This is a genomic window from Novosphingobium sp. CECT 9465 (assembly GCF_920987055.1).
Classification (GTDB): domain Bacteria; phylum Pseudomonadota; class Alphaproteobacteria; order Sphingomonadales; family Sphingomonadaceae; genus Novosphingobium.
Genome location: NZ_CAKLBX010000001.1, coordinates 3,051,327 through 3,072,064, shown reverse-complemented (window position 1 = coordinate 3,072,064; position 20,738 = coordinate 3,051,327). Strand labels below are relative to the sequence as shown.

Here is a 20,738-nt window from a genome sequence, read left to right as displayed (position 1 = left end):
GGGTGGCGCCCTCTTTCGGCAGGAGGGATGGGGGACCGGAAAAGGACGCCGTGGGGACCGTTCAGAACTTTGCCTTTATCGAAATCCGTGCGTTGATCGGCTCTCCGGTCGAGATGTTGTTATCGGTGTGCGCCGCCGGGAAGTAGTCGGTGTCGGTCAGGTTCTCGACATTGAGCTGGATCGAGAAACGATCCGAAAGGTCATAGAAAACCGCCGCATCCACCCGCGTGAATGCGGGCAGGATCACGCCGTTGCTGATCGTGGCGAAGCTGTCGGATTGATGCGTCACGCCGAGGCCAAGCCCGATCCGGCGTGACAGGTCATAACGTGTCCACGCCGCAAACTGGTGGCGCGGCAATTGCGAAAGCTTGCGTCCCGCAGGCGCGGCGGTCGTGGCCGATCGCACTTCGCCATCTTGCAGGGTATAGCCAAGGCTCATCTGCCAATCGGGCAGGATACGCCCTGCAAGCGAAAGTTCGACGCCCTTGGTCCGGGTCTTCCCCGATAGTTCGGGCAGGCCAGTCACCGGATTATTGAAGCGCGAATTGTCGCGATCCAGCCGGTAAGCGGCGGCGGTGAGGGCGAGGGCGGGGTTGATGTCCCACTTCACGCCTGCCTCAAGGTTTTCGAACTGCTCAGGTGCCAGCGTTGCCTGCGTCGCATCCAGTGCGCCGAACTGGTCGCCCGATTGGGGCAGGAAGCTGCGGGTGAAGCTGGTGTAGAACGATATTTCCTTGCGCGGTTTTACCACCAGACCAAAGCGGGGCGACCACTTGGTGTCGGTGCGCCTTGCCGCCACGCCGTTGATGGCGTTGCGCCCTTCGATGCGGAACTCGTCAACCCGCACCCCTGCAACCAGTTGCAGGAACGGGGCAAGCTCCACCTGATCCTGCACATAGGCCGACAGGGTACGCACATCGGTGCGGCTGTTGGTCACCAATGCACCGTAAGTGAAGGTGGGCATGATGATGCGTTCGGCCAGCGCAATCGTGGCACCGTTGGTGTTCCGGCGCGTGGCGTGTGTATCCTGGCTTGCCGCTTCCACGCCTGCCAGCAGCGTATGCCCGATGCCGCCGGTGTTACCGGTCCACACGAGATTCGCCTGGCCCACCCAGCTGTCGCGCAGCGTACCGCTTTCATAGCCTGACAGCGCCACGGTGTCGGCAGCGCTCACCGCACCTGCGGCGAACACATTGCCGTAGAGCTTGTCGGTGTGGGTATATTGACCCAGCATATTGAAGCTGAGGCCATCGGCGAGATCGTGATCGAGGCGAGCCTGCGCGATGTGCGCCTTGACCGTGGCCACATTCAGCGCCTGCGTACCGAAAAAGGTATCGTCAAACCCTGTCAATGGCTTGCCGCTCTTCGAAGGCACACCGCGGTCCGTGGTGCGGCGATCGTCATCGTAATTATAGGCCAGCTCGATGCGCGTGGCATCGCCCGGCTCGAACGCCATCGTCGGGTTCACCCCGATGAAGCGGCCCTCGAAATTCTGGCGGTGATTGTCGAATTCTTCGTATGTCGCGTTCAACCGCCCTGCCACCTTTTCCGTGAGCGGCTGGTTGTAATCGGCGGCCAGCGCGAAGGCGCCGAAGCTGTCTGCATTGGCGTTGACCTCGCCCTTCACTCGGTCAAGATCGGGCGTCTTGCTCACGCGGTTGATCACGCCGCCACCGCCGCCACGGCCAAACAGCAAGGCATTGGCGCCTTTCAGCACTTCAACGCGTTCGATGTTGTAAAGCGAGCGGTAGTATTGCGTGTCGTCGCGAAGCCCGTCGAGATAGAAATCGGCGGTGGTGTTCTGGCCGCGCAGCGTGATCTGGTCACGGTGGCCTTCGCCCTGGCCCAGCACGACGCCGGGAACATAGCGCAACGCATCACCCAGTTGAGTCACGCCCTGATCGTCAAGCTGCTCGCGCGTCAGCACGGTGATCGTCTGCGGCACGTCTACCAGCGGAGTCGGCGTCTTGATGGCATTGGCATCGACCGGGCGATAGCCATCCGCCGTGCCGGTAACGACAATGACCGTGCCGGAAGCGTCGGCTTCGGGAATCAGGTTTTCGGCGGCGGCGGCGGTGGGGACCAGCATGGTTCCGGCCAGCAGCAGGCAGGTAAAGCGGCACATTGGGCGATTCACGGCAAATCCCTGGTTTCGATTATCATTCTCAACAATGCCGGTATTGCGAGGCAATCTCATAGGCAAGCATTTAATTGCGAATTTTTCGCATTAACCTTGATAGGGATCAATGCATCCCGATCCGGCTGTGCTTGCGGTCAAACCGAATCGCATTACATAGCCGGGCGAACGGTTTCCGGCTGAAGTGGCGATGAAGGAGCAGCAGCAATGAAGGCGACGATCTGGCACAATCCCGGCTGCGGCACGTCACGCAATACCCTGGCGGTGCTGGAGGAAGCCGGTGCCGAGGTTACCGTGATCGAATATCTCAAGACCCCGCCAAGCGCCGGGAAGTTGGCCCAGCTCTATCGCGATGCCGGTATCACTCCCCAGCAGGGCCTTCGCCTGCGCGGCACCGATGCCGAGGAACGCGGGCTGCCACAGGCCGATGATGCGACAGTGCTTGCCGCAATGGCTGCCGAACCCAAGCTGATCGAGCGCCCGCTCGTCGAAACGGACAAGGGCGCGCGCCTGTGTCGTCCCAAGGAAAAGGTGCTGGAAATTCTCTGAACGCCGGGCCGTAACCCGGCTGGACACGCCTTCAGAACGGCAGTGGCTTGCCTGCGAGGATCAGTGCCGCAGCGCAGCCGAGCACGATCAGCTTGCGCGCAATGTCCTGCACCATCGGTGATGCAGGCGGCGCGTGGAAAAGGGCGAAAGTGCGAGCCATGGCCGTCTCATGCGCCCGAATTCCTTAACACGCGGTAAAGCCGGTCAGTTCTCCAGCCATTCCAGCAGCGCCGCCAGGCATTCGCGCGCCAGCAGCTTCGATCGTTCCGGGCTCCACCCTTGCGCCGCGCAGGGCAGGTCGTCATTGTCCTTGAAGGGCATTTCCAGCGTCATCGCCACGCAACCGAAGCGCTCAGCCACCTGATTGGTGGACATCGTCAGGTTCGCGCGGCCCGCAGCGGCGGTGGGGTATCCGCGCTTCGTCTGGAAATCGGGGGTGCGGCGTTCAAGGATCTGACGATAGCGGGAATAGCCTGCGCCCTGCGTCTCGGTCCACGAAGGAATGCCTTCGAACCCGGCGGTGAATACATAAGGGATCGCTTCGTCTCCATGCACGTCCATCGCGAAATCGACGCCAGTGGCATCCATTGCGTTGCGGATCGCCAGCACTTCGGGTGATCGTTCGGCGCTTGGCTCATGCCATTCCCTGTTGAGGTTGACGCCCGCCGCATTGGTGCGCAAGTGTCCCCGGCACGACCCGTCCGGGTTGGCATTGGGCACGATGTGGAAGCGGCAGCGCTGGCGCAGCGCACGGGCATGGGGATCGGCAGGGTCGGTCAGCATGTCGAGCGCGCCTTCCATCCACCATTCCGCCATCGATTCGCCGGGATGCTGGCGGGCATAGAGCCAGACCTGCTTCGGCCCTTCACCGATGGACAGGCAATCGATCGGCTGGCCTTCGATGCTCAGGCCCAGATTGCGATATTCGACGCCTTCACACGCCGCCGTCTGCGCCACCAGATCATGGTGCCGCTCCATCGAATAGGGCGCGAAATAGGCGAACCAGCAGGTCCCCGCCGCCGGGGTGTGGCGGATGGTCAGCGTACCGTCGTCTTCCTTTGCATCATAGGTGGTGTCGGTCCGGCCCCAGTATTCGCGGTCTTCCGAAAATGCCGCGCGATAGGCAGGCCATCCCCCCGGATAGGCCGATGCGCCAAGTCCGGTGATCTTCAACACCAGTTCGCGCCCCGCCGCACCATCGACGCGGAAGTGGAACCACTGAAAGAAATCGGAATGGCGGTCCTTGCGGATCGCCAGCCGTGCGGTGGTGTCAGCGATGGAAAGGACGTCGATATTGCCGGAATCGAATGCGGCGTTGATGCGGATGTCGGTCATTTCACCGTGATAGTCTCACCCGACGTTCCGGGGAAGCCCGCGAACAGTGCATGCGCCAGACGGGGAGCGGCCAGCGCCGGGGCGGCGTCCTTTGCCTTGGCGCTTTCGCGCAATTCGGCGCGGCCTTCCCACAACGCTTCGCCGGTCAGACGATCACGGATGCGCACGGACAGCCGCGTCAGCACCACTTCCTTCGGCCCGCCACCCAGATTGAAGCCAAGCCCCACGCCCACGCCGCCGCCATAGCTTCCGGTCGATCCGCCCACACCCACGCTCACCGGCCCGCGCGCCTTGTCGCGCCGCACCGTCTCGCGCTCAACCATCACGTCGGCGATGCCATCCGCCGCACCTGGCGTGGCGCTGCCAAAACCTGCTGCGGCCAGTTCGCGCGCCACCGCATCGCGCCATACGCTATCCTCAAGGCTCGCCGGACCCGCCTCGACGATCACCGCTGCGCCCTTCAGCCGCGGCAGCGTCTGCGCGGTGTGAAAGCGGGTCACCTCCACTGGCGCAGGGCGCGCCAATGCGGGCGAAGAAGCGAGCGCCACCGTGGCAAAAGCGCAGATAAAGCGTTTCATCAAAAATCCTTCACCCGGCCGGAGCCACCTCGGTCGCATCCTCGAACCGTGCGAACAACGCCGAGGCCAGCCGCGTCGCCACCGCGCCATTGTTCAGCCCGTCATCGTCCTCGCGCGTCTGCGCTTCGGCATGGCCTTCCCACAATACCCGGCCGGAAGCCTTGTCGCGAATCCGCACGTCCAGCCGCGTGGAAACGATTGCCTTGCGCGGCTTGGAAAGGTCCACGTTCAGCGCCATTGCGGTATAATTGCCGCGATTGGAAACGCCCACTTCCATCGCGCCGGAAACCGGCTTTCGCTTGGCCTCTTCGGGCACGACCACGTCGTGCGTGATCCCGATCTGCGCAATCTGCCCGCCTTCCGCACCGTTCACTGCCGTATCGTACCCCAGCTTCGCCAGTTGATCGATCACCGCCGCTTCATAGACCGGCAGCTTCCATTCGGCTTCCGCGCCCGGCGCCGCCGCCACCGTAATCGGTCCCTTGCCCAGCAGCGCCGCTGCATCGCTGGCGCGAAACGCTTCCACCTCCACGCGCCTGGCCGGTTCGGTGGCGCGCCGCCCGTCATCCCCGCGCAAGCGCTGGTCCATCATTGTTCCGCCGCCCCAACCGCCACCGGGCACAGGCTGCGCCAATGTGATCATGGGCACAGACAGGATCAGGGCCGCGCAGGAAAGCAGTTTGCCGTTCATTCGTATTTATCCCTTAAGCACCATAACGGCCCGGACTGATAATAGCCGGTCCGCGCTGTCACAGGTATGAACGCACGAGCGCCCGAATCCCTGCAACTCACGGAGTAAATACGTCGATGACCAAGGTTCCCGTTCTCGTCACCGGCGGCGCAGGCTACATTGGCAGCCACGCCGTACTGGCGCTTCAGGACGCAGGCTGGCCGGTCTGCGTGATCGACAATCTCGTCACCGGCTTCCGTTTTGCCGTGCCCGAAGGCGTCCCGTTCTATCAGGGCGACATTGAAGACGCGGCGCTTGTGGCAAGGATCATTGCCGAACAGGGCGTGAAGGCGATCATGCATTTCGCCGGGTCCGTCGTCGTGCCCGAATCGGTCGAAAACCCGCTCAAGTATTATCACAACAACACCGTCAAAAGCCGCGCGCTGATCGAAGCGGCGGTGCAGGGGGGCGTGCCGCACTTCATCTTCTCGTCTACCGCCGCCACGTATGGCATCCCCGAAGTCTCGCCCGTGCGTGAAGACAGTGCGCAACGCCCGATCAATCCCTATGGCATGTCCAAGCTGATGACCGAGGCGATGCTGGCCGATGTCTCTGCCGCTCACCCGCTCAACTTCTGCGTCCTGCGCTATTTCAACGTCGCGGGCGCCGATCCGCAGGCGCGCACCGGGCAATCCACCGCTGGTGCCACGCACCTGATCAAGGTTGCGGTCGAGGCCGCCCTTGGTAAGCGCGAATCGGTCGGCGTGTTCGGCACCGATTTCGCCACGCCAGATGGCACTGGCGTGCGCGATTACATCCACGTCTCCGATCTCGCCGCTGCGCATGTCCTCGCGCTCGAAGCGCTGGTGGAAGCGCCAGACCGCTCGCTCACCATGAACTGCGGCTACGGGCGCGGCTTTTCGGTCCTCGAAGTGCTCGATGCGGTGGACCGCGTCACCAACCGCAAGATCGTGCGCAACATGCAGGGCCGCCGCGCGGGCGATCCCGATGCGTTGATTTCGGATAACAGCCGGATCAAGGCCACGCTGCCGTGGCAACCGGCCTATGCCGATCTCGATACCATCGTCAGCCATGCCCTTGCGTGGGAGCGCAAGCTTGGTGAAATTCGCAAGGGCGGTTGACTTGGGTCCATGCCCTCTTTAACGGCCACGCTTCAGTTTTCAGCCCGGTCAGCTTCGGGCAAAGGGATTCGACATGAAGATTCGCAACAGCCTGAAGTCGCTCAAAGACCGTCATCGCGATAACCGCGTGATCCGTCGCCGTGGCCGCGTCTATGTGATCAACAAGACCCAGAAGCGCTTCAAGGCGCGCCAAGGTTAATCAGACGCGCTGATCGAACAAGTTTCGGTGCAGTCTCGCGACGGCGGGGCTGCACCGGAAACACGGCAAGCCTCCACGTTGAGGCGCGTTGCCCCCGCCGAAACGCGGGGGCGCTGTCGTTTGCAGGGCACGAAAATGATCGAAGCCGTCGTCTGGGACATTGGCCGCGTGCTGGTCGAATGGGACCTCTCGCTGATATATGTGGACGCGATTCCCGACCCGGTGGAGCGCCAGCGATTCGTCGCCGAAGTCGTCACCGAACAGTGGCACATGCAGCACGACGCCGGTGTGCCCTTCGCCGAAATGGTCGCCGCCCGCCAGGCCGAATTCCCCCAACATGCCGATCTGATCGCGCTCTACGCCAAAAACTGGCTCGATTGCCTGCCCGGCCCTGTCGCAGGCACGCACACCCTGATTGAGCGCTTGGCCGCGCAAGGTGTACCGCAATATGCGATCACCAATTTCGGCGTGGAAGCATGGCACCTGTTCCGCCCGACCTTCCCGATCCTCGACCACATGCACGACATCGTCGTCTCCGGCGTGGAGCGATTGGTAAAACCCGGCGAGGCCATCTTCGATCTGGCAGCGCAGCGCTTTGGCCGCAGCCCGGAAACGATGCTGTTCATCGACGACAGCGCGGCGAACGTGGAAACGGCACGGCGGCTGGGTTGGCAGGTATTTCATTTTGCGGGCGACGCCGGGGTGCTTGAGGCCGAGATGGTGCGGCTGGGGTTGTTGCTGTCGCCCCGGAGCTGACCCGGAGGGAGGATGTTCTTCGGGTTGATGCACTTGGTTCGCGCAAAGGCGCAAAGGGGATGAAGGCGCGAAGAGGTCCCTCCGATCTCGTACCCGGCTCAGCTTCGGTTTGAAAATCAACGCTTCGCCGAGAGTGGCAAGCTTTTGCGCCTTATTCTCTTTGCGCCTTTGCGCGAACCTCCGTTCGTCAGATAGTGTGCAGCCTCACCGGGATCAGGTCCGGGGCGACGATGGTGGAGGGTGCGGCAATTGGTTCAAGTCGGGGTCCAGCCGCCAAGCTCATCGTGAAGCAGGGGATCATCTAACTGCGCGTCCAATGCAATTTTGCCTTTGAGCGCCCCTTAACTGCGCACTCCAAGCGAGATATTTGGCGCAAACAAAACCACCACATCACCCTCCCGCCAAGGCGCGAACTTCTCCATCACCGCAGCGAACAGCGCAGATTTCACATGCCCCGCCAGCCAGCGCTGCACATGCGGCAGATCAAGCCCGGCAAACCACGCCGTATCCACGCTGGCGAACTGGCGGACGAAGGGCATTACCGCCATGTCGGCCAGCCCGCGCGCCGCCCCGCACAATTGCTCATGAATCGCCAGTCGCGCGTTCAGATCGCGCAGGAACGTCAGCCCGCTTGTCCTGTGCGCCAAGGCATCAGAGCCATGCCGCTCAGGGTATTTGTAGCGGTCGAGGTCGTGCTTGAACGCGCCGTCGTTGCGTTCGATCAGCGCGGGATCGTCGCGGGTCAGCCAGCCTTCGGGATCGCTTTGCGCCAGTGCCCAGCGCATCACGTCGAGGCTCTGGTCGATCACCGTGCCGTCTGGCAGGACCAGCACCGGCACGGTGCCCTTGGGTGAGGCGGCGAGCATGGCGGCGGGTTTGGCGGAAAGCTTCACCTCGCGCAGTTCGCATTGTGTCTTGCTCACCGCCAAGGCGAGTCTTGCGCGCATCGCGTAAGGGCAGCGGCGGAAGCTGTAGAGGATGGGCATCAAACTGCGGCAAGCCCGATCCGCCGCCCCAGTATGCCATGAGGTGGCGGAGTAGAGGATGGGCATCAAACTGCGGCAAGCCCGATCAGCGAGATCTGCCGCCCATAGCTTGCCTCATGGCGGTGCGTGGCGCGGCGGAAGGAATAGAAGCGGCCTTCTTGCGCATAAGTATCCTCGCCCAGCATGCCGACCTTGCCGACGCCCGCATCGCGCAGGCGCGAAGCGACATAGCCTTCGAGGTCGAACCACGCATGGCCTTCGGACCCGGCGCGGAAGAAGCGTTCGTTTTCGGGCGACTGTTCGAGGAAGCGGGTCTCAAACGCCGTGTCCACTTCGTAGCTTTTCTGCGCGATGCACGGGCCGACCACGGCGGCGATGTTCGCGCGGGTCGCGCCCAAGGCTTCCATCGCGTCCAGTGTAGCATCGGTGACCCCGGTGAACGCGCCCTTCCATCCTGCATGGGCCGCGCCGACAACGCCCGCGCTGGAATCGTGGAACAGCACCGGCGCGCAGTCTGCGGTCAACACGCCGAGAACCATGCCGGGACGATCGGTGACCAGCGCATCGGCCCTGGGGCGGTCGATATCGGTCCATGGCTCGGTCACTGTCACCACATCGGCCGAATGGATTTGGTAGCACGTTTGCAAAATGCCACCCGGCAGCACCGCCTGGACCGCAAGCGCGCGGTTTTGCGCGGTCAGCGCCGGATCGTCCTCGCTATAGCTGACATTCAGCCCCGCAAGGCCCCCCGCGCTCAACCCGCCACGCCGACCCAGAAAGCCATGCGCCGCGCCCGCCAGCAGAGGATGCGTCAGCGCCTCGACGCTCATCCCTCCAGACTCTTGGTCACCTGTTCGCGCACATCGCGCGAAAGCGAAGGCTCAGCCGCAATCCGCTCCAGTTCCGCGCGCATAAGTGCGGCGCGGCCCTCGTCCACCTTCTTCCAGCGGCCCAGCGGGGGCACGAAGCGCGCCGCCACGTTGCCGTTGATCGGATCGAGCGCAAGGATCAGGTCCGCGATCAGACGATAGCCTTCCCCGCCCTCCTTGTGAAACGCCTGTGCATTCACGGCATAGGCCATCCACAGCGCGCGGACGCGGTTGGGGTTGGTCAGGGTGAAATCGCCATGCCGGCTCAAGGCCTTGACGTGCTCGGTGGCCTGGGGGTGCAGTGATCCCGCCTGAAGCGAAAACCACTTGTCGATCACCAGCATGTTGCCATCGAACCGCGCATGGAAATCGGCCAGCGCAGCCTCGCGCTCCGGGCAATCCAGGCTGCACAGCACCATCAGCGCCGATTGGCGGTCGGTCATGTTGGTCGCGGTGTCATACTGCGCCTTTGCACGGCGCGCGGCTTCGGCTGGATGGGCGGGCGCAAGATAGACCAGCGCCTGCGTCTTCAATTTTCGCGCCCCCCGCGCGGCAGCCTCAAGGCTGTAGGGCACCGCGCTGCAACGGTCATGCAGCGCCAGCCATTTGTCCTGCAATGTCTCGCCCAGCCAGCGCTTCAATCCCTCGCGCTCGGCAAAGATACGCGTGGGATCGGCGCGGGTCAGTTGCTCGGCCAGATAGGCCTCACCCGGCAGGATCAGCAGTTCGCCGCGCATCAGATCGTCCAGCGCGGCATCATCCAGAATCGCGCCCATCGCATCGCCGATGGCACCGCGCCCGGCAGCGCGCTCTGCATCCGACATGACGCCTGAAATGGCGGCCACCAGATGGCGCACGATCAACTGCTGCATCGCTTCATAGCGGGCGAAGGGATTGTCATCGTGCGCGGCGAGGAACACCAGATCGTCCGCCGTGATCGGGGCGGTGACTTCGACTGGCGCGGAGAATCCACGATTGATGGACAGCACCGGCAGCGCGGAAAAGCCTTCGAAAGTGAAGGTCTGTTGGGGCTGGTCGAGGACCAGCAATTGTTCACCCTGATGCTTGCCGGTAGCGCGGTCGAACAGCGCGGTGCGCAGCGGGATGACCATCGGCTGCTTGATCGGCTGGCCGGGGGTGGGATTCATCGTCTGAGACAGGGTAAGGGTTACCTTACCTCCCTCATACCCCATCGTGACGCCCACCTTGGGGGTGCCAGCCTGTTCATACCAGCGGCGGAACTGCTTGAGGTCGATTTCCGCTCCATCTTCAATGGCTTGAACGAAGTCCTCGCAAGTCGCTGCTTCGCCGTCATGGCGATCGAAGTACAGCGTCGTGCCTTTCAGGAAGCGCTCCATGCCGGTCAGCACGGTCATCATGCGGATGACTTCAGCGCCCTTGTTATAGACGGTGGCCGTATAGAAGTTGCTGATTTCCTGATAGGAATCGGGCCGGATGGGGTGCGCCAGCGGCCCTGAATCCTCAGGGAACTGCGCCGCGCGCAAAATCCGCACGTCCTCGATTCGCTTGACCGGCGCAGACCCGCGATCCGCGCTGAACTGCTGATCTCTCAGGACAGTGAAGCCTTCCTTGAGGCTTAGCTGGAACCAGTCGCGGCAGGTCACGCGGTTGCCCGACCAGTTGTGGAAATATTCGTGCGCGACCACGCCCTCTACCGCGTCGTAATCGCCATCGGTCGCGGTTTCGGGATCGGCCAGAATATAGCGCGTGTTGAAGACGTTGAGGCCCTTGTTCTCCATCGCGCCCGCGTTGAAATCGCTGACCGCGACGATGTTGAAATCATCAAGGTCATATTCGCGGCCGTAGACGTCCTCGTCCCACTTCATCGACGCGATGAGCGAGCGCATGGCATGGTCGGTGCGGCCTTCGTCACCCGCGCGGACATAGATCGCAAGGTTGACCTTGCGCCCTGAAATCGTTGTGAAACTATCGCGATTGGCCACCAGATCGCCCGCGACCAGGGCGAACAGGTAGCTCGGCTTGGGCCAGGGGTCGTGCCATTCCGCCCAGTGCGTACCGTCGCCGCCGTCACCCGACGCTATCGGGTTGCCGTTGGACAAAAGCACTGGAAACGCAGCCTTTTCGCCACTCATCCGCACGGAATAGACCGAGAGCACGTCAGGCCGGTCGGGGAAGAAGGTGATGCGGCGGAAGCCCTCGGCCTCGCACTGGGTGCACAACAGGCCGTTGGATGCGTAAAGCCCTGAAAGCTGGGTGTTGGCGGCAGGATTGACCAGCGTCTCGATGCCCACGTCGTGCGCGTTCCCCGGCAGGTCGATCACGAGGTCGGCGCCGTCCATCCTCCAGTCGTTATGCGGGTGGCCGTCGACAGAAATGGACTTCGGTTCAATGCCTTCGCCGTTCAGGCGCAACGGTGAAGCGCCAGCGCCCGCGGGGTTCCGGCGCACTTTCAACACCGATTGGACGCGCGTTGCATCGAGTGAAAGCGCGAAATCGAGCGCGATTTCGGGAACCAGCCATTCGGGCGGGCGATAGTCCGCGCGGTGAATCACGGGCGACGGGGCGAATGGTGCGCTGGACAGATCGTTCATGTACCCAACTTAGGAACCCGTGCGCCAAGCGGCAATCGCGGTTATGAGTCTTTCGATGAACCAGATGCTGATTTTCGGAATGGGGTATACGGCGCAAGTGCTGGCGGGACGGCTGCGCGCGATGGGCTGGCTTGTGCGCGGAACCGGAAGCGCGGGCGATATTGCCTTTGCCGATGAGGCGACAGTGCGCGCCGCGCTGGGCGAGGCGACGCATGTTCTGTCTTCGGTGCCGCCCATGCGCGGCGGGGGCGATCCTGTGCTGGATCGCTATGGCGCTGATATCGCAGGATTTAGCGGGCAATGGATGGGTTATCTTTCCTCCACCGGGGTGTATGGCGATGCGGATGGGGCATGGGTGGATGAGGGTGCGCCAGTCGGGCTGGGCCGCCGGACGGCGCGCGCCGCTGCGGACCTGGCGTGGCTGGGGCGGGGCGCAACGGTGCTGCGCCTGCCCGGCATCTACGGTCCGGGGCGCAGCGCGCTGGATCGCGTGATCGAGGGCAGGGCGCATCGCATTGCCATTCCCGATCAGGTGTTCAGCCGTCTCCATGTGGACGACATCGCCAGCGGTGTGATCGCATCGTTCGGCGGCTCTGCCGGAGCCTACAATCTGGCCGATGACCTGCCATGCAGCCAGAACACGGTGATCGAGGAAGCGGCGCGGTTGCTGGGGCGCGCGCCACCGCCGATGCAATCGCTGGAGCAGGCGGACCTTTCCCCGATGGCACTGGCGTTCTATGCCGAGAACCGGCGGGTGGCGAACGGCAAGGCCAGGCGCCTGCTTGGCTGGAGACCCGCGTTCCCGACTTACCGCGAGGGCTTGCGCGCCTTGAGCGCCAGGACCAGCCCGACCATCGCCAGCGCCGACCCCGCGGCTGCCAGCAGCGACCAGCGATAGCCCTCGAACAGGGTTGAGAGGACCATCGCGATCACTGGAACCAGCACGCCGTTATAGGCGCCGCGACCGGCTCCGAGACGTTGCAACAGGCGGAAATAGAGCGGGAAGGTGACGACCGAACCGATCAGGCCGAGGTAGAGCACACCCAGGATGTAGCCGGGCCGGGTATCGAACTGCGGCGGGCCTTCGATAGCCCACGCAAACAGGCCGTCCAGCGTCGCTCCCATCACCATGGCCCACGTGAGCAGCGGGATCATCGGTTGGCGCCGCGCGCCGTTGCTGGATTGCAGCACGTTTGCGGTCGAGGCGCTGAACAGGGCGGCGGTGGTAAGCGCAATGCCGACAATGACTTTGCCTTCAGGCGGCGCCATGCGATATTCGTGCAGCAGAAGCAAGGCAATGCCCGCGCCTGCAATTGCCGACCCGACAGCGAATCCGCGCGTCACAGGTTGCTTCAGCCACACCCACGCCAGCAGTGCATTGGGCACCAGCAGCAGCGCAAACAGGACCGCGACGATGCCAGATGTCAGGTGCTGTTCGGCACGATAGACAAACTGGAAGTTCATCGCGAACTGCGTGAGGCCGACCAGCGCGGCGATGCGCAGACCGGCACGATCTATGCGAAGGGATTCCCGCCGGACAAAGGCCAGCACTGCCATGCCGATAGCGGCCACGATGAACCGCCATGTGACCGACCAACTGGGCGGAACGCTGCCGACCTGGTCCTTGATGACCAGCCAGGTCGAACCCCAGATCAGCGCGACCAGAATGAACGGCCCCGCAACGCTCCATTGCCAGAAGCGCGCCTGACCGGGCAACTCCTGTTCGCTCATAATGCCGCGATCGCGCGGGATAGCGCAGCAACGTGTGCCGGATCGCTGTTCCATGCGGCGACGAGCCTGGCCGCGCCGGGGGTGCCTGCAGGGGCAGTCCAATCGTAGAAATCGAAGCCCTGCTGGCGCAAGCTGGCCTGTTCCGCGGGTGACAGGACCATGAAGATTTCGTTCGCCTCAACCGGATGAAACACGCGCGATCCGCAGGCGCTGGCGATTTCCTGGGCCGCGGCATTGGCGGCGCGGGCATTTTCCAGCCACAGATCGCCTTCGATCATGGCGAGGACCTGCGCGGCGAGGTAGCGGCCCTTCGATTGCAGGTGTCCGGCGCGCTTCCGGCGATAGCGCACCACGTCAGCCAGTTCGCTATCGAAGAACACCAGCGCCTCGGCATTCATCCCGCCGTTCTTGACGCAGCCGAAGCTGAGCACGTCGACGCCGGCCTGCGCGGTCAGTTCGGCGGGGTGGCAGCCCAGATGCGCCACGGCATTGGCAAAGCGCGCGCCATCCATGTGCAGGCCAAGGGCACGGCCTTGCGCCAGCGAGCCGATCTCGGCGACTTGCGACGGCGTGTAGACCCGGCCGTATTCTGTCGCCTGCGTGATCGAGATGGCGTGGGGCTGGACCTGGTGAACGTCGTCGCGGATGGGATCGATCACGGCGCGGATGGCATCGGGCGACAGCTTCGCGCCTTCGCCTTCTGCCAGCATCAGCTTGGCCCCATGCGTGTAGAAGCCCGGTGCGCCGCCTTCGTCCATTTCGATATGCGCCTCGCGGTGGCAAACCACGCCACCATGGGGCGGGACCATGGCCGCCAGCGCAAGGCAATTGGCGGCGGTGCCCGTGGCAACCCACAGGGCGGTGCATTCCGTGCCGAACAGGTCGGAAAAGGCATCGTCCAGCGCGCGCGACCAGGCATCGCCGTCATAACCCGAATCGGGTGTATCGGCGGCGTGCATGGCTTCCCACACGCGCGGGTGGACAGCGGCGGCATTGTCGGAGAAGAATTTCATCGGAAACCGCAATGTCGGTGGGTGCGTTACGGGTCAAGCAGGGACGTTGGGGCAAGGAGAATAAGCGATGTCGGATATTGTGATCACCCACTTCGATCAGGGTGCGCGCGGCGAATACCACGCGAAAGTCGAAGGGAGCGAAGCAATCGGCCGACTGACCTACAGCCAGAAGGGCGATGTGGTGATCGCCGACCACACGCTGGTTCCGCCGGAGATCGGTGGGCGCGGGGTTGCTGCCAGGCTGGTCGAGGCGCTGATCGAGGATGCGCGCAAGTTTGGTTACAAGATCGTGCCGCAGTGCAGCTACGTCGAGGCCGCATTCCGCCGCCACCCGGAATGGGCGGACTTGCGGGCGTGAACTTTTGAGGGATGGAAATGGTGCTGCTGGGGAGGATTGAACTCCCGACCTCAGCCTTACCAAGGATGCGCTCTACCACTGAGCTACAGCAGCACACCATTTCCAAAACTGCCAGACCCCGTTGGCCGCGAACGGGCGGGGTGGGCAGGGGCGGGCTAATGGCGGTGGGGGGATGCTTTGTCAAGCGGGGTTGAAGGTTAAGTCTTGCACGACTTTGGCGCGGACGGCAGGGTGCCACGCGAGATGGCCGAGACCAAACCTTCATTGAGCCGGGACGAGCGCCTGGCAGCGCGTCTTCGCGAAAACCTCAAGCGGCGCAAGGCACAAGCGCGGGCGCTGGACAAGATCGGGCGCGGCCCCGATCCGGGTGAGGCCGAATCGTCGGCCGAATCCGCCGGTTCGCTGGAAAGCGGCCTTTCCAAGTCGGCGGGGTGACGCTAGGGCGCGGTGAAATTCATCAACAGCACAGGATGACCCGATGCCCCGCCTGATCCTGATCCGTCACGGCCAGTCGCAATGGAACCTCGAAAATCGTTTCACCGGATGGTGGGATGTCGACGTGACCGAAAAGGGCGCTGCCGAAGCCTTTGCCGCGGGCCAGTTGCTCAAGGACAAGGGCATGCTGCCGACCGTGGCGTTCACCTCCTTGCAGACCCGCGCGATCAAGACGCTGCATCTGGCGCTGGAAGCGGCCGGTCGCCTGTGGGTGGCCGAGGACAAGGACTGGCGCCTGAACGAGCGCCACTATGGCGGCCTGACCGGGCTGGACAAGGCCGAGACGGCGGCGAAGCATGGCGACGATCAGGTGAAAGTCTGGCGCCGCAGCTTCGACATTCCGCCGCCGCCGCTGGAAGCGGGCAGCGAATTCGATCTCGCGTCCGATCCGCGCTATGCCGGGATTGCAGTGCCTGCGACCGAAAGCCTGAAGGACACGATCGCGCGTGTTCTGCCGTGCTGGGAAGAGAAGATCGCGCCTGCGCTGAAAGCCGGGGAAACCGTGATCGTATCGGCGCATGGCAATTCGTTGCGCGCGCTGGTGAAGCACCTTTCCGGCATTTCCGACGAGGACATCACCGGGCTTGAAATCCCGACCGGACAGCCGATCGTCTATGAACTTGACGACAATCTGGCCGAGATCGAGCGCTATTACCTGTCGGAGCGCTGAATTCTGCGAAAAGGCCTTGAAGGGGCGGGAATGATGCAAAAGCCGGTAGTTGCCATCGTGATGGGCAGCCAGTCTGACTGGGAAACGATGAAGAATGCCGCCGCCGTGCTGGAAAAGCTGGGCGTGGGGCATGAATGCCGCATCGTTTCGGCCCACCGCACGCCCGACCGGCTGGTGAGCTTTGCCAAGGGCGCGCATCTTGGAGGCTTCAGGGTCATCATCGCGGGTGCTGGCGGCGCGGCGCACCTGCCGGGCATGATCGCATCGATGACGCATCTGCCGGTGCTGGGTGTGCCGGTGGAATCCAAGGCGCTGAAGGGCATGGATTCACTATTGTCCATCGTCCAGATGCCCGGCGGCATTCCGGTAGGCACACTGGCCATCGGCGTTCCGGGCGCGACCAACGCGGGCATTCTGGCGGCATCGATCCTGGCAACCTCTGACGAGGCACTGGCTGGGCGATTGATCGCCTTCCGCACAGCGCAGACCGATTCCGTTGCGGAGAAGCCCGTCGGATGATCCCTCCTGGCGAGACGATTGGCATTCTGGGCGGCGGCCAGCTGGGCCGGATGATCGCGCTGGCGGCGGCAAACCTTGGCTATCGCTGCCACGTCTATGCCCCCGAAGGCGATCCGATTGCCGCCGATGTCTGTGCCGCCTTCACGCAAGGCGCGTTCGACGACGAGGCCGCACTGTCTGCGTTCGCAAGCCAGTGCGCTGTGGTGACTTACGAGTTCGAGAACGTCGCCGCCGGGCCACTGGGCGCGATTGCGCCGCACGCACGGTTGCACCCGCCAGCCTATGCGCTGGAAGTGGCGCAGGACCGGGTGAACGAGAAGACCTTCGTTGAAGCGCTGGGTGGACGGCCTGCACCGTGGGCGACGGTTGAAACCTTGGATGACCTGAAAGCCGCGGTGGCAAAGATCGGTGCGCCGGGCATCCTCAAGACGCGGCGCGATGGTTATGATGGCAAGGGCCAGTGGCGGATCATGGCTCCCGCGGATGCCGATGCGCTGGAACTGGTGCAAGTCCCGCAGATTTACGAAGGTTTCGTCACGTTTGCGGCGGAATTTTCGGTGATTCTGGTGCGTACCTCGGCGGGTGAAGTGCGGTTCTGGGATTCGGCGGAAAACGTGCACAAGAACGGCATTCTCGATCGGTCGACTGTGCCCGCATCACAGGTCATCCTCGATCAAGTGGACGACGCCCGCGCGCTGGCCGCCAGAGTGGCCGATGCGCTGGATTATGTCGGGGTGCTGACGCTCGAATTCTTCGCAACGGCAGACGGCCCGGTGTTCAACGAGATGGCCCCGCGTGTGCACAATTCGGGGCACTGGACCATCGAGGGCGCGCTCACCAGCCAGTTCGAAAATCACGTTCGCGCGATCTGCGGGCTGCCGCTGGGATCGACCGCGCTGGCGGCAAAGGGCGTGGTGATGGACAATCTGATCGGCGACGATGCCCACGATTGGCCTGCGATCCTTTCGGACCCGGCCAATCACCTGCACTTGTATGGCAAGGCGGCGGTGCGTCCGGGCCGCAAGATGGGCCACGTCACCCGGCTGGCGTTGTGACGGTCCATGAAGGCCTGTTCCTGATCTATGCCCGCGCTGATAATGGCGTGATCGGGCGGGATAATGCCCTGCCCTGGCGGCTCCCGGCAGACCTCCGGCGCTTCAAGGCGCTGACCCTTGGCAAGCCGATGATCATGGGGCGAAAGACGTTCGAAAGCCTGCCTGGCCTCCTGCCGGGGCGCCGCCATATCGTGCTCACGCGCGACGAAGGCTGGCGGGCCGAAGGCGCCGAAGTTGCCACCAGCGTCGAAGGCGCGCTGGCGCTTGCCGGACCCGGCGCGGTGGCGGTGGTCGGCGGGGCAGAGATATATCGCCAGTTTCTGCCGTTTGCCGAAACCGTGGAATTGACCGAAGTTCGCGGGAATTTCGAGGGCGATACCGTGATGCCGCCGCTTGGGTCCGAATGGAACGAGGTCATGCGCGAGGAGCACGGTGCAGTGGACGACAGGCCTGCCCACGCTTTCGTGACCCTGCGGCGCAGGAAGGGGTAACCGGCGATGCGCGGCAAGATCGGCTGGGGCGTGGTCTTTGCGGTGTGCTTTGCCGTGCTGTTCGTGGTCGGCCCGCTTCCCGCGATGGTTGAAAAGCGGATGAACGTGATCGATGGCCAGCCGCTGCTTGCCGTCAGCGCGCAGGCGAAGGCGCTGCACGGCACGCTGACCATCGTGGACCTGCATTCCGATACGCTGATGTGGCGGCGCAACCTGACCGACCGTGCCAGCCACGGCCATATGGACCTGCCGCGCCTGATCGACGGGAACGTCGCGCTGCAAGTGTTCTCGTCAGTCACCAAATCGCCTTCGGGCCTCAATTACGACGCCAATGGCGCTGACAGCGATACCATTACGCCGCTGGCGGTGGCGCAGATGCAGCCGGTCCGTACGTGGAATTCGCTGGTCGAGCGATCGTTGTGGCACGGCCACAAGCTGGACCGGGCGGTGGCCGGATCGCAGGGCCAGTTGCTCAAGATCGCAGATCGGTCGTCGCTGGACAGGCTGCTGGCCAGTCGCGGCGCGAACGGTGGGCCGGTGGGCGCGCTGCTATCGGTCGAAGGGCTGCACGATCTGGAAGGCAAGGCGGAAAACCTTGACCGGCTGTATGCCGCAGGGTTCAGTATGGCGAGCCTGACGCATTTCTTCGACAATGAACTGGCCGGGTCCATGCACGGGCTGGGCAAGGGCGGGCTGACGCCGTTCGGACAGCAGATCGTGCGCGCGATGGAAGCGAAGGGCATGATCGTGGATATCGCCCACCTTTCACACCCCGGCGTTGCACAAGTGCTGGCGATGGCGCGCAGGCCGGTGGTTTCCAGCCACGGCGGGGTGCAGGCAACCTGCAAGGTCAACCGCAACCTGACCGACAACGAGATCCGCGGCATTGCCCGCAGCGGCGGCGTGGTGGGCATCGGCTATTGGGACGCGGCGATCTGCGATACCTCGCCGCGCGCGGTGGCACGGGCGATGAGGCATGTCCGCGATCTTGTGGGCGTACGGTTCGTGGCGCTCGGCAGCGACTTCGATGGGGCGGTGACAACGCGCTTCGATACCGCACAGCTTGAGCAGGTGACGCAAGCGCTGCTTGACGAAGGTTTCAGCGAAGATGACATACGCCTGGTGATGGGACAAAACGCCTTGCGGGTAATCCGCGCCGGAATCCTGCCGCAGGGGGGCGAGCAAGAGTGATTCGGCTTAACAGTCTGGAACCCGTGCCCGCGCATCTGCGCGGCGGGATCGTTGCCCTCGGCAACTTTGACGGGTTTCACCTTGGCCATCAGGCCGTGGTGGGTGAAGCGATCCGCTGGGCAAAGGCGGAAGGCCGCCCGGCCATCGTCGCCACGTTCGATCCGCATCCGGTGCGATATTTCGTGCTCGATTCAGCCCCGTTTCGGCTGACCACGCTGGCCCAGCGCGAGGAACTGTTCGCAGCGGCGGGGGCCGATGCGATTCTGGTGATCCACTTCGGCGCAGACGTGGCGGGGATGACCGCGCAGGACTGGATCGAGCAGGGACTGGTCGGCCACCTTGGCGCTGTGGGCGTGGTGACGGGGGACGATTTCACCTTCGGCAAGGGCCGCAGCGGCAATCCACAAGTGCTGGCGGAGCATGGCGCTACCGTGGGCCTGCGCGCGAAGGCGGTAGGCGCGGTGACGCTGGCGGGCGAGGCGGTTTCATCCAGCCGCATCCGCAATGCCCTGAAATCCGGCGATTGCGAAACCGCCTCGCGGCTGCTGACGCGGCCTTTTGCGATCCGGGGCCTTGTGCAGCATGGCGACAAACTGGGCCGCACGATCAACTTCCCGACCGCCAATCTGGATATCGGCACGTATCTGCGCCCGCGCTATGGCATCTATGCGGTGACGGGGCGGCTGCCCGATGGGCGCATTCTGAAAGGCGCGGCCAATATCGGCATCCGCCCCACTTTCGATCCGCCCAAGGAACTGCTGGAGCCGCACTTCTTCGATTTTTCCGGCGATCTCTACGGGCAGGAAATCGAAGTGGCCTTCCACCACTTCCTGCGCCCCGAAGCGAAGTACGACGGGCTGGACGCGCTGGTGGCGCAAATCGCCCGCGATTGCGAAGAAGCGCGACGGCTGCTGGCTTAAGGAATGCGCTCGGTTGGGTAGGGCGTACCGTCCTTGTGGAAGTAGCCATCGCCTTCGAATTTCATGTCGATATCCGGGTAGGAACCGCTGCCGTCGCGGTTCCCGCCGCTGATGCACACGAACATGCAGTCTTCGGCGCTTTCGTTCACAAGATGGTGCCCGTTTTCCACGCCCATCGCCCAGGCGACGACATCGCCGGGGCGCACGATGGTCCGGCCCTCGTCCTCGATCAGCACGGCCTCGCCCGCGATCATCACCAGCAGTTCGTCCTCGTCGCGGTGCCAGTGGCGCTGGCTGGACCATGCACCCGGTTTCAGCACGACATGGCTGGCCCCGAACGCAGTCAGCCCGGCCACGGGCGCGAGCCTGCGATACCAGCGGCCCTGAACGTCGGCGTTGAACGGCGCGGGATACCCCGTGGTGTTACGTTGCGGGATGGCGTCGAGATCGATCTTCGGCACAGGCTTTCCTTCAGGGTCGCGGGATTCCCGCGCACGATAG

The 20,738-nt window shown here is 63.8% G+C and carries 24 protein-coding genes and 1 tRNA gene; 13 read left to right on the top strand and 12 right to left on the bottom strand.

Features of this window, described 5'->3' with window-relative positions:
• Positions 1 to 61: 61 nt before the first annotated feature.
• On the bottom strand, positions 62 to 2,137 hold the full coding sequence (locus LUA85_RS15015; protein ID WP_231471076.1) for a TonB-dependent siderophore receptor: 2,076 nt from the start codon (positions 2,135 to 2,137) through the stop codon (positions 62 to 64).
• Positions 2,138 to 2,344: 207 nt separating this feature from the next.
• Between LUA85_RS15015 and arsC the strand changes: the two genes are divergently transcribed.
• Positions 2,345 to 2,686 carry an arsenate reductase (glutaredoxin) gene (gene arsC, locus LUA85_RS15010; RefSeq protein WP_231471075.1) on the top strand — a complete coding sequence of 114 codons (342 nt, stop codon included), beginning with the start codon at positions 2,345 to 2,347 and terminating at the stop codon, positions 2,684 to 2,686.
• Positions 2,687 to 2,717: 31 nt separating this feature from the next.
• Here arsC and LUA85_RS21620 read toward each other — a convergent pair whose 3' ends face one another.
• Genes LUA85_RS21620 through LUA85_RS14995 form a run of 4 tightly spaced genes read right to left on the bottom strand, consistent with a single transcriptional unit; the run spans position 2,718 to position 5,290 of the window.
• Complete coding sequence (locus LUA85_RS21620; RefSeq protein WP_256448252.1) at positions 2,718 to 2,846, bottom strand: hypothetical protein; 129 nt, start codon at positions 2,844 to 2,846, stop codon at positions 2,718 to 2,720.
• 44 nt (positions 2,847 to 2,890) lie between these two features.
• Positions 2,891 to 4,021 carry a M14-type cytosolic carboxypeptidase gene (locus LUA85_RS15005; protein WP_231471074.1) on the bottom strand — a complete coding sequence of 377 codons (1,131 nt, stop codon included), beginning with the start codon at positions 4,019 to 4,021 and terminating at the stop codon, positions 2,891 to 2,893.
• Positions 4,018 to 4,599, bottom strand: a complete 582-nt coding sequence (locus LUA85_RS15000) for a DUF4136 domain-containing protein (protein ID WP_231471073.1) — start codon at positions 4,597 to 4,599, stop codon at positions 4,018 to 4,020. The genes LUA85_RS15005 and LUA85_RS15000 overlap by 4 nt, the downstream gene beginning before the upstream one ends.
• A 10-nt stretch (positions 4,600 to 4,609) precedes the next feature.
• On the bottom strand, positions 4,610 to 5,290 hold the full coding sequence (locus LUA85_RS14995) for a DUF4136 domain-containing protein (protein WP_231471072.1): 681 nt from the start codon (positions 5,288 to 5,290) through the stop codon (positions 4,610 to 4,612).
• Positions 5,291 to 5,406: 116 nt separating this feature from the next.
• On the opposite strand from LUA85_RS14995, the gene galE reads away from it, so the two are divergent.
• The 3 genes from galE to LUA85_RS14980 all read left to right on the top strand — a co-directional run bounded on the left by galE (position 5,407) and on the right by LUA85_RS14980 (position 7,366).
• Positions 5,407 to 6,411, top strand: a complete 1,005-nt coding sequence (gene galE, locus LUA85_RS14990) for a UDP-glucose 4-epimerase GalE (RefSeq protein WP_231471071.1) — start codon at positions 5,407 to 5,409, stop codon at positions 6,409 to 6,411.
• Between the two features lie 73 nt (positions 6,412 to 6,484).
• Complete coding sequence (gene ykgO / locus LUA85_RS14985) at positions 6,485 to 6,610, top strand: type B 50S ribosomal protein L36 (protein WP_011446910.1); 126 nt, start codon at positions 6,485 to 6,487, stop codon at positions 6,608 to 6,610.
• A 135-nt stretch (positions 6,611 to 6,745) separates the two neighbouring features.
• A complete protein-coding gene (locus LUA85_RS14980; protein ID WP_231471070.1) occupies positions 6,746 to 7,366 on the top strand; it encodes an HAD family hydrolase in 621 nt (206 codons plus the stop codon).
• A 341-nt stretch (positions 7,367 to 7,707) separates the two neighbouring features.
• Here LUA85_RS14980 and LUA85_RS14975 read toward each other — a convergent pair whose 3' ends face one another.
• The 3 genes from LUA85_RS14975 to pepN all read right to left on the bottom strand — a co-directional run bounded on the left by LUA85_RS14975 (position 7,708) and on the right by pepN (position 11,794).
• Complete coding sequence (locus LUA85_RS14975) at positions 7,708 to 8,352, bottom strand: glutathione S-transferase (protein WP_231471069.1); 645 nt, start codon at positions 8,350 to 8,352, stop codon at positions 7,708 to 7,710.
• Between the two features lie 65 nt (positions 8,353 to 8,417).
• Complete coding sequence (gene pgeF, locus LUA85_RS14970; RefSeq protein WP_231471068.1) at positions 8,418 to 9,182, bottom strand: peptidoglycan editing factor PgeF; 765 nt, start codon at positions 9,180 to 9,182, stop codon at positions 8,418 to 8,420.
• Positions 9,179 to 11,794 (bottom strand): aminopeptidase N, encoded by a 2,616-nt coding sequence (gene pepN / locus LUA85_RS14965; protein WP_231471067.1) that lies wholly within the window; start codon positions 11,792 to 11,794, stop codon positions 9,179 to 9,181. Before pepN ends, pgeF begins: the two co-directional genes overlap by 4 nt.
• 55 nt (positions 11,795 to 11,849) lie before the next feature.
• On the opposite strand from pepN, the gene LUA85_RS14960 reads away from it, so the two are divergent.
• Positions 11,850 to 12,692, top strand: coding sequence for an SDR family NAD(P)-dependent oxidoreductase (locus tag LUA85_RS14960; protein WP_231471066.1), 843 nt, complete (start codon positions 11,850 to 11,852; stop codon positions 12,690 to 12,692).
• Here LUA85_RS14960 and LUA85_RS14955 read toward each other — a convergent pair.
• Together LUA85_RS14955 and LUA85_RS14950 are read right to left on the bottom strand one after the other, a co-directional pair.
• Entirely contained in the window at positions 12,602 to 13,525 is a 924-nt protein-coding gene (locus LUA85_RS14955) for a DMT family transporter (RefSeq protein WP_231471065.1), read from the bottom strand. The genes LUA85_RS14960 and LUA85_RS14955 overlap by 91 nt on opposite strands.
• On the bottom strand, positions 13,522 to 14,538 hold the full coding sequence (locus LUA85_RS14950) for a low specificity L-threonine aldolase (RefSeq protein ID WP_231471064.1): 1,017 nt from the start codon (positions 14,536 to 14,538) through the stop codon (positions 13,522 to 13,524). Before LUA85_RS14950 ends, LUA85_RS14955 begins: the two co-directional genes overlap by 4 nt.
• Positions 14,539 to 14,605: 67 nt before the next feature.
• Here LUA85_RS14950 and LUA85_RS14945 point away from each other — a divergent pair, with 67 nt between their 5' ends.
• Positions 14,606 to 14,896, top strand: coding sequence for a GNAT family N-acetyltransferase (locus tag LUA85_RS14945; RefSeq protein WP_231471063.1), 291 nt, complete (start codon positions 14,606 to 14,608; stop codon positions 14,894 to 14,896).
• Between the two features lie 18 nt (positions 14,897 to 14,914).
• On the opposite strand, the gene LUA85_RS14940 is transcribed toward LUA85_RS14945, so the two are convergent.
• A tRNA-Thr gene (locus tag LUA85_RS14940) sits at positions 14,915 to 14,989 on the bottom strand.
• Positions 14,990 to 15,139: 150 nt separating this feature from the next.
• Between LUA85_RS14940 and LUA85_RS14935 the strand changes: the two genes are divergently transcribed.
• Genes LUA85_RS14935 through LUA85_RS14905 form a run of 7 tightly spaced genes read left to right on the top strand, consistent with a single transcriptional unit; the run spans position 15,140 to position 20,237 of the window.
• Entirely contained in the window at positions 15,140 to 15,331 is a 192-nt protein-coding gene (locus tag LUA85_RS14935; RefSeq protein WP_231471062.1) for a hypothetical protein, read from the top strand.
• Positions 15,332 to 15,374: 43 nt separating this feature from the next.
• Entirely contained in the window at positions 15,375 to 16,061 is a 687-nt protein-coding gene (gene gpmA, locus LUA85_RS14930; protein WP_231471061.1) for a 2,3-diphosphoglycerate-dependent phosphoglycerate mutase, read from the top strand.
• A 30-nt stretch (positions 16,062 to 16,091) separates the two neighbouring features.
• The gene (purE, locus tag LUA85_RS14925; protein ID WP_231471060.1) at positions 16,092 to 16,580 is read left to right on the top strand and encodes a 5-(carboxyamino)imidazole ribonucleotide mutase; all 489 of its coding nucleotides are present in this window, start codon (positions 16,092 to 16,094) and stop codon (positions 16,578 to 16,580) included.
• Positions 16,577 to 17,635, top strand: coding sequence for a 5-(carboxyamino)imidazole ribonucleotide synthase (locus LUA85_RS14920; RefSeq protein ID WP_231471059.1), 1,059 nt, complete (start codon positions 16,577 to 16,579; stop codon positions 17,633 to 17,635). The genes purE and LUA85_RS14920 overlap by 4 nt, the downstream gene beginning before the upstream one ends.
• Positions 17,632 to 18,126: a dihydrofolate reductase gene (locus tag LUA85_RS14915; protein WP_231471058.1), complete on the top strand. Its 495-nt coding sequence runs from the start codon at positions 17,632 to 17,634 to the stop codon at positions 18,124 to 18,126. The genes LUA85_RS14920 and LUA85_RS14915 overlap by 4 nt, the downstream gene beginning before the upstream one ends.
• 6 nt (positions 18,127 to 18,132) lie before the next feature.
• Positions 18,133 to 19,317 (top strand): dipeptidase, encoded by a 1,185-nt coding sequence (locus LUA85_RS14910; protein ID WP_231471057.1) that lies wholly within the window; start codon positions 18,133 to 18,135, stop codon positions 19,315 to 19,317.
• Positions 19,314 to 20,237 (top strand): bifunctional riboflavin kinase/FAD synthetase, encoded by a 924-nt coding sequence (locus LUA85_RS14905; RefSeq protein WP_231471056.1) that lies wholly within the window; start codon positions 19,314 to 19,316, stop codon positions 20,235 to 20,237. The genes LUA85_RS14910 and LUA85_RS14905 overlap by 4 nt, the downstream gene beginning before the upstream one ends.
• Here the strand turns inward: LUA85_RS14905 and LUA85_RS14900 are convergent.
• On the bottom strand, positions 20,234 to 20,698 hold the full coding sequence (locus LUA85_RS14900) for a cupin domain-containing protein (RefSeq protein WP_231471055.1): 465 nt from the start codon (positions 20,696 to 20,698) through the stop codon (positions 20,234 to 20,236). The two genes, LUA85_RS14905 and LUA85_RS14900, sit on opposite strands and share 4 nt — an antisense overlap.
• Positions 20,699 to 20,738: the final 40 nt, after the last annotated feature.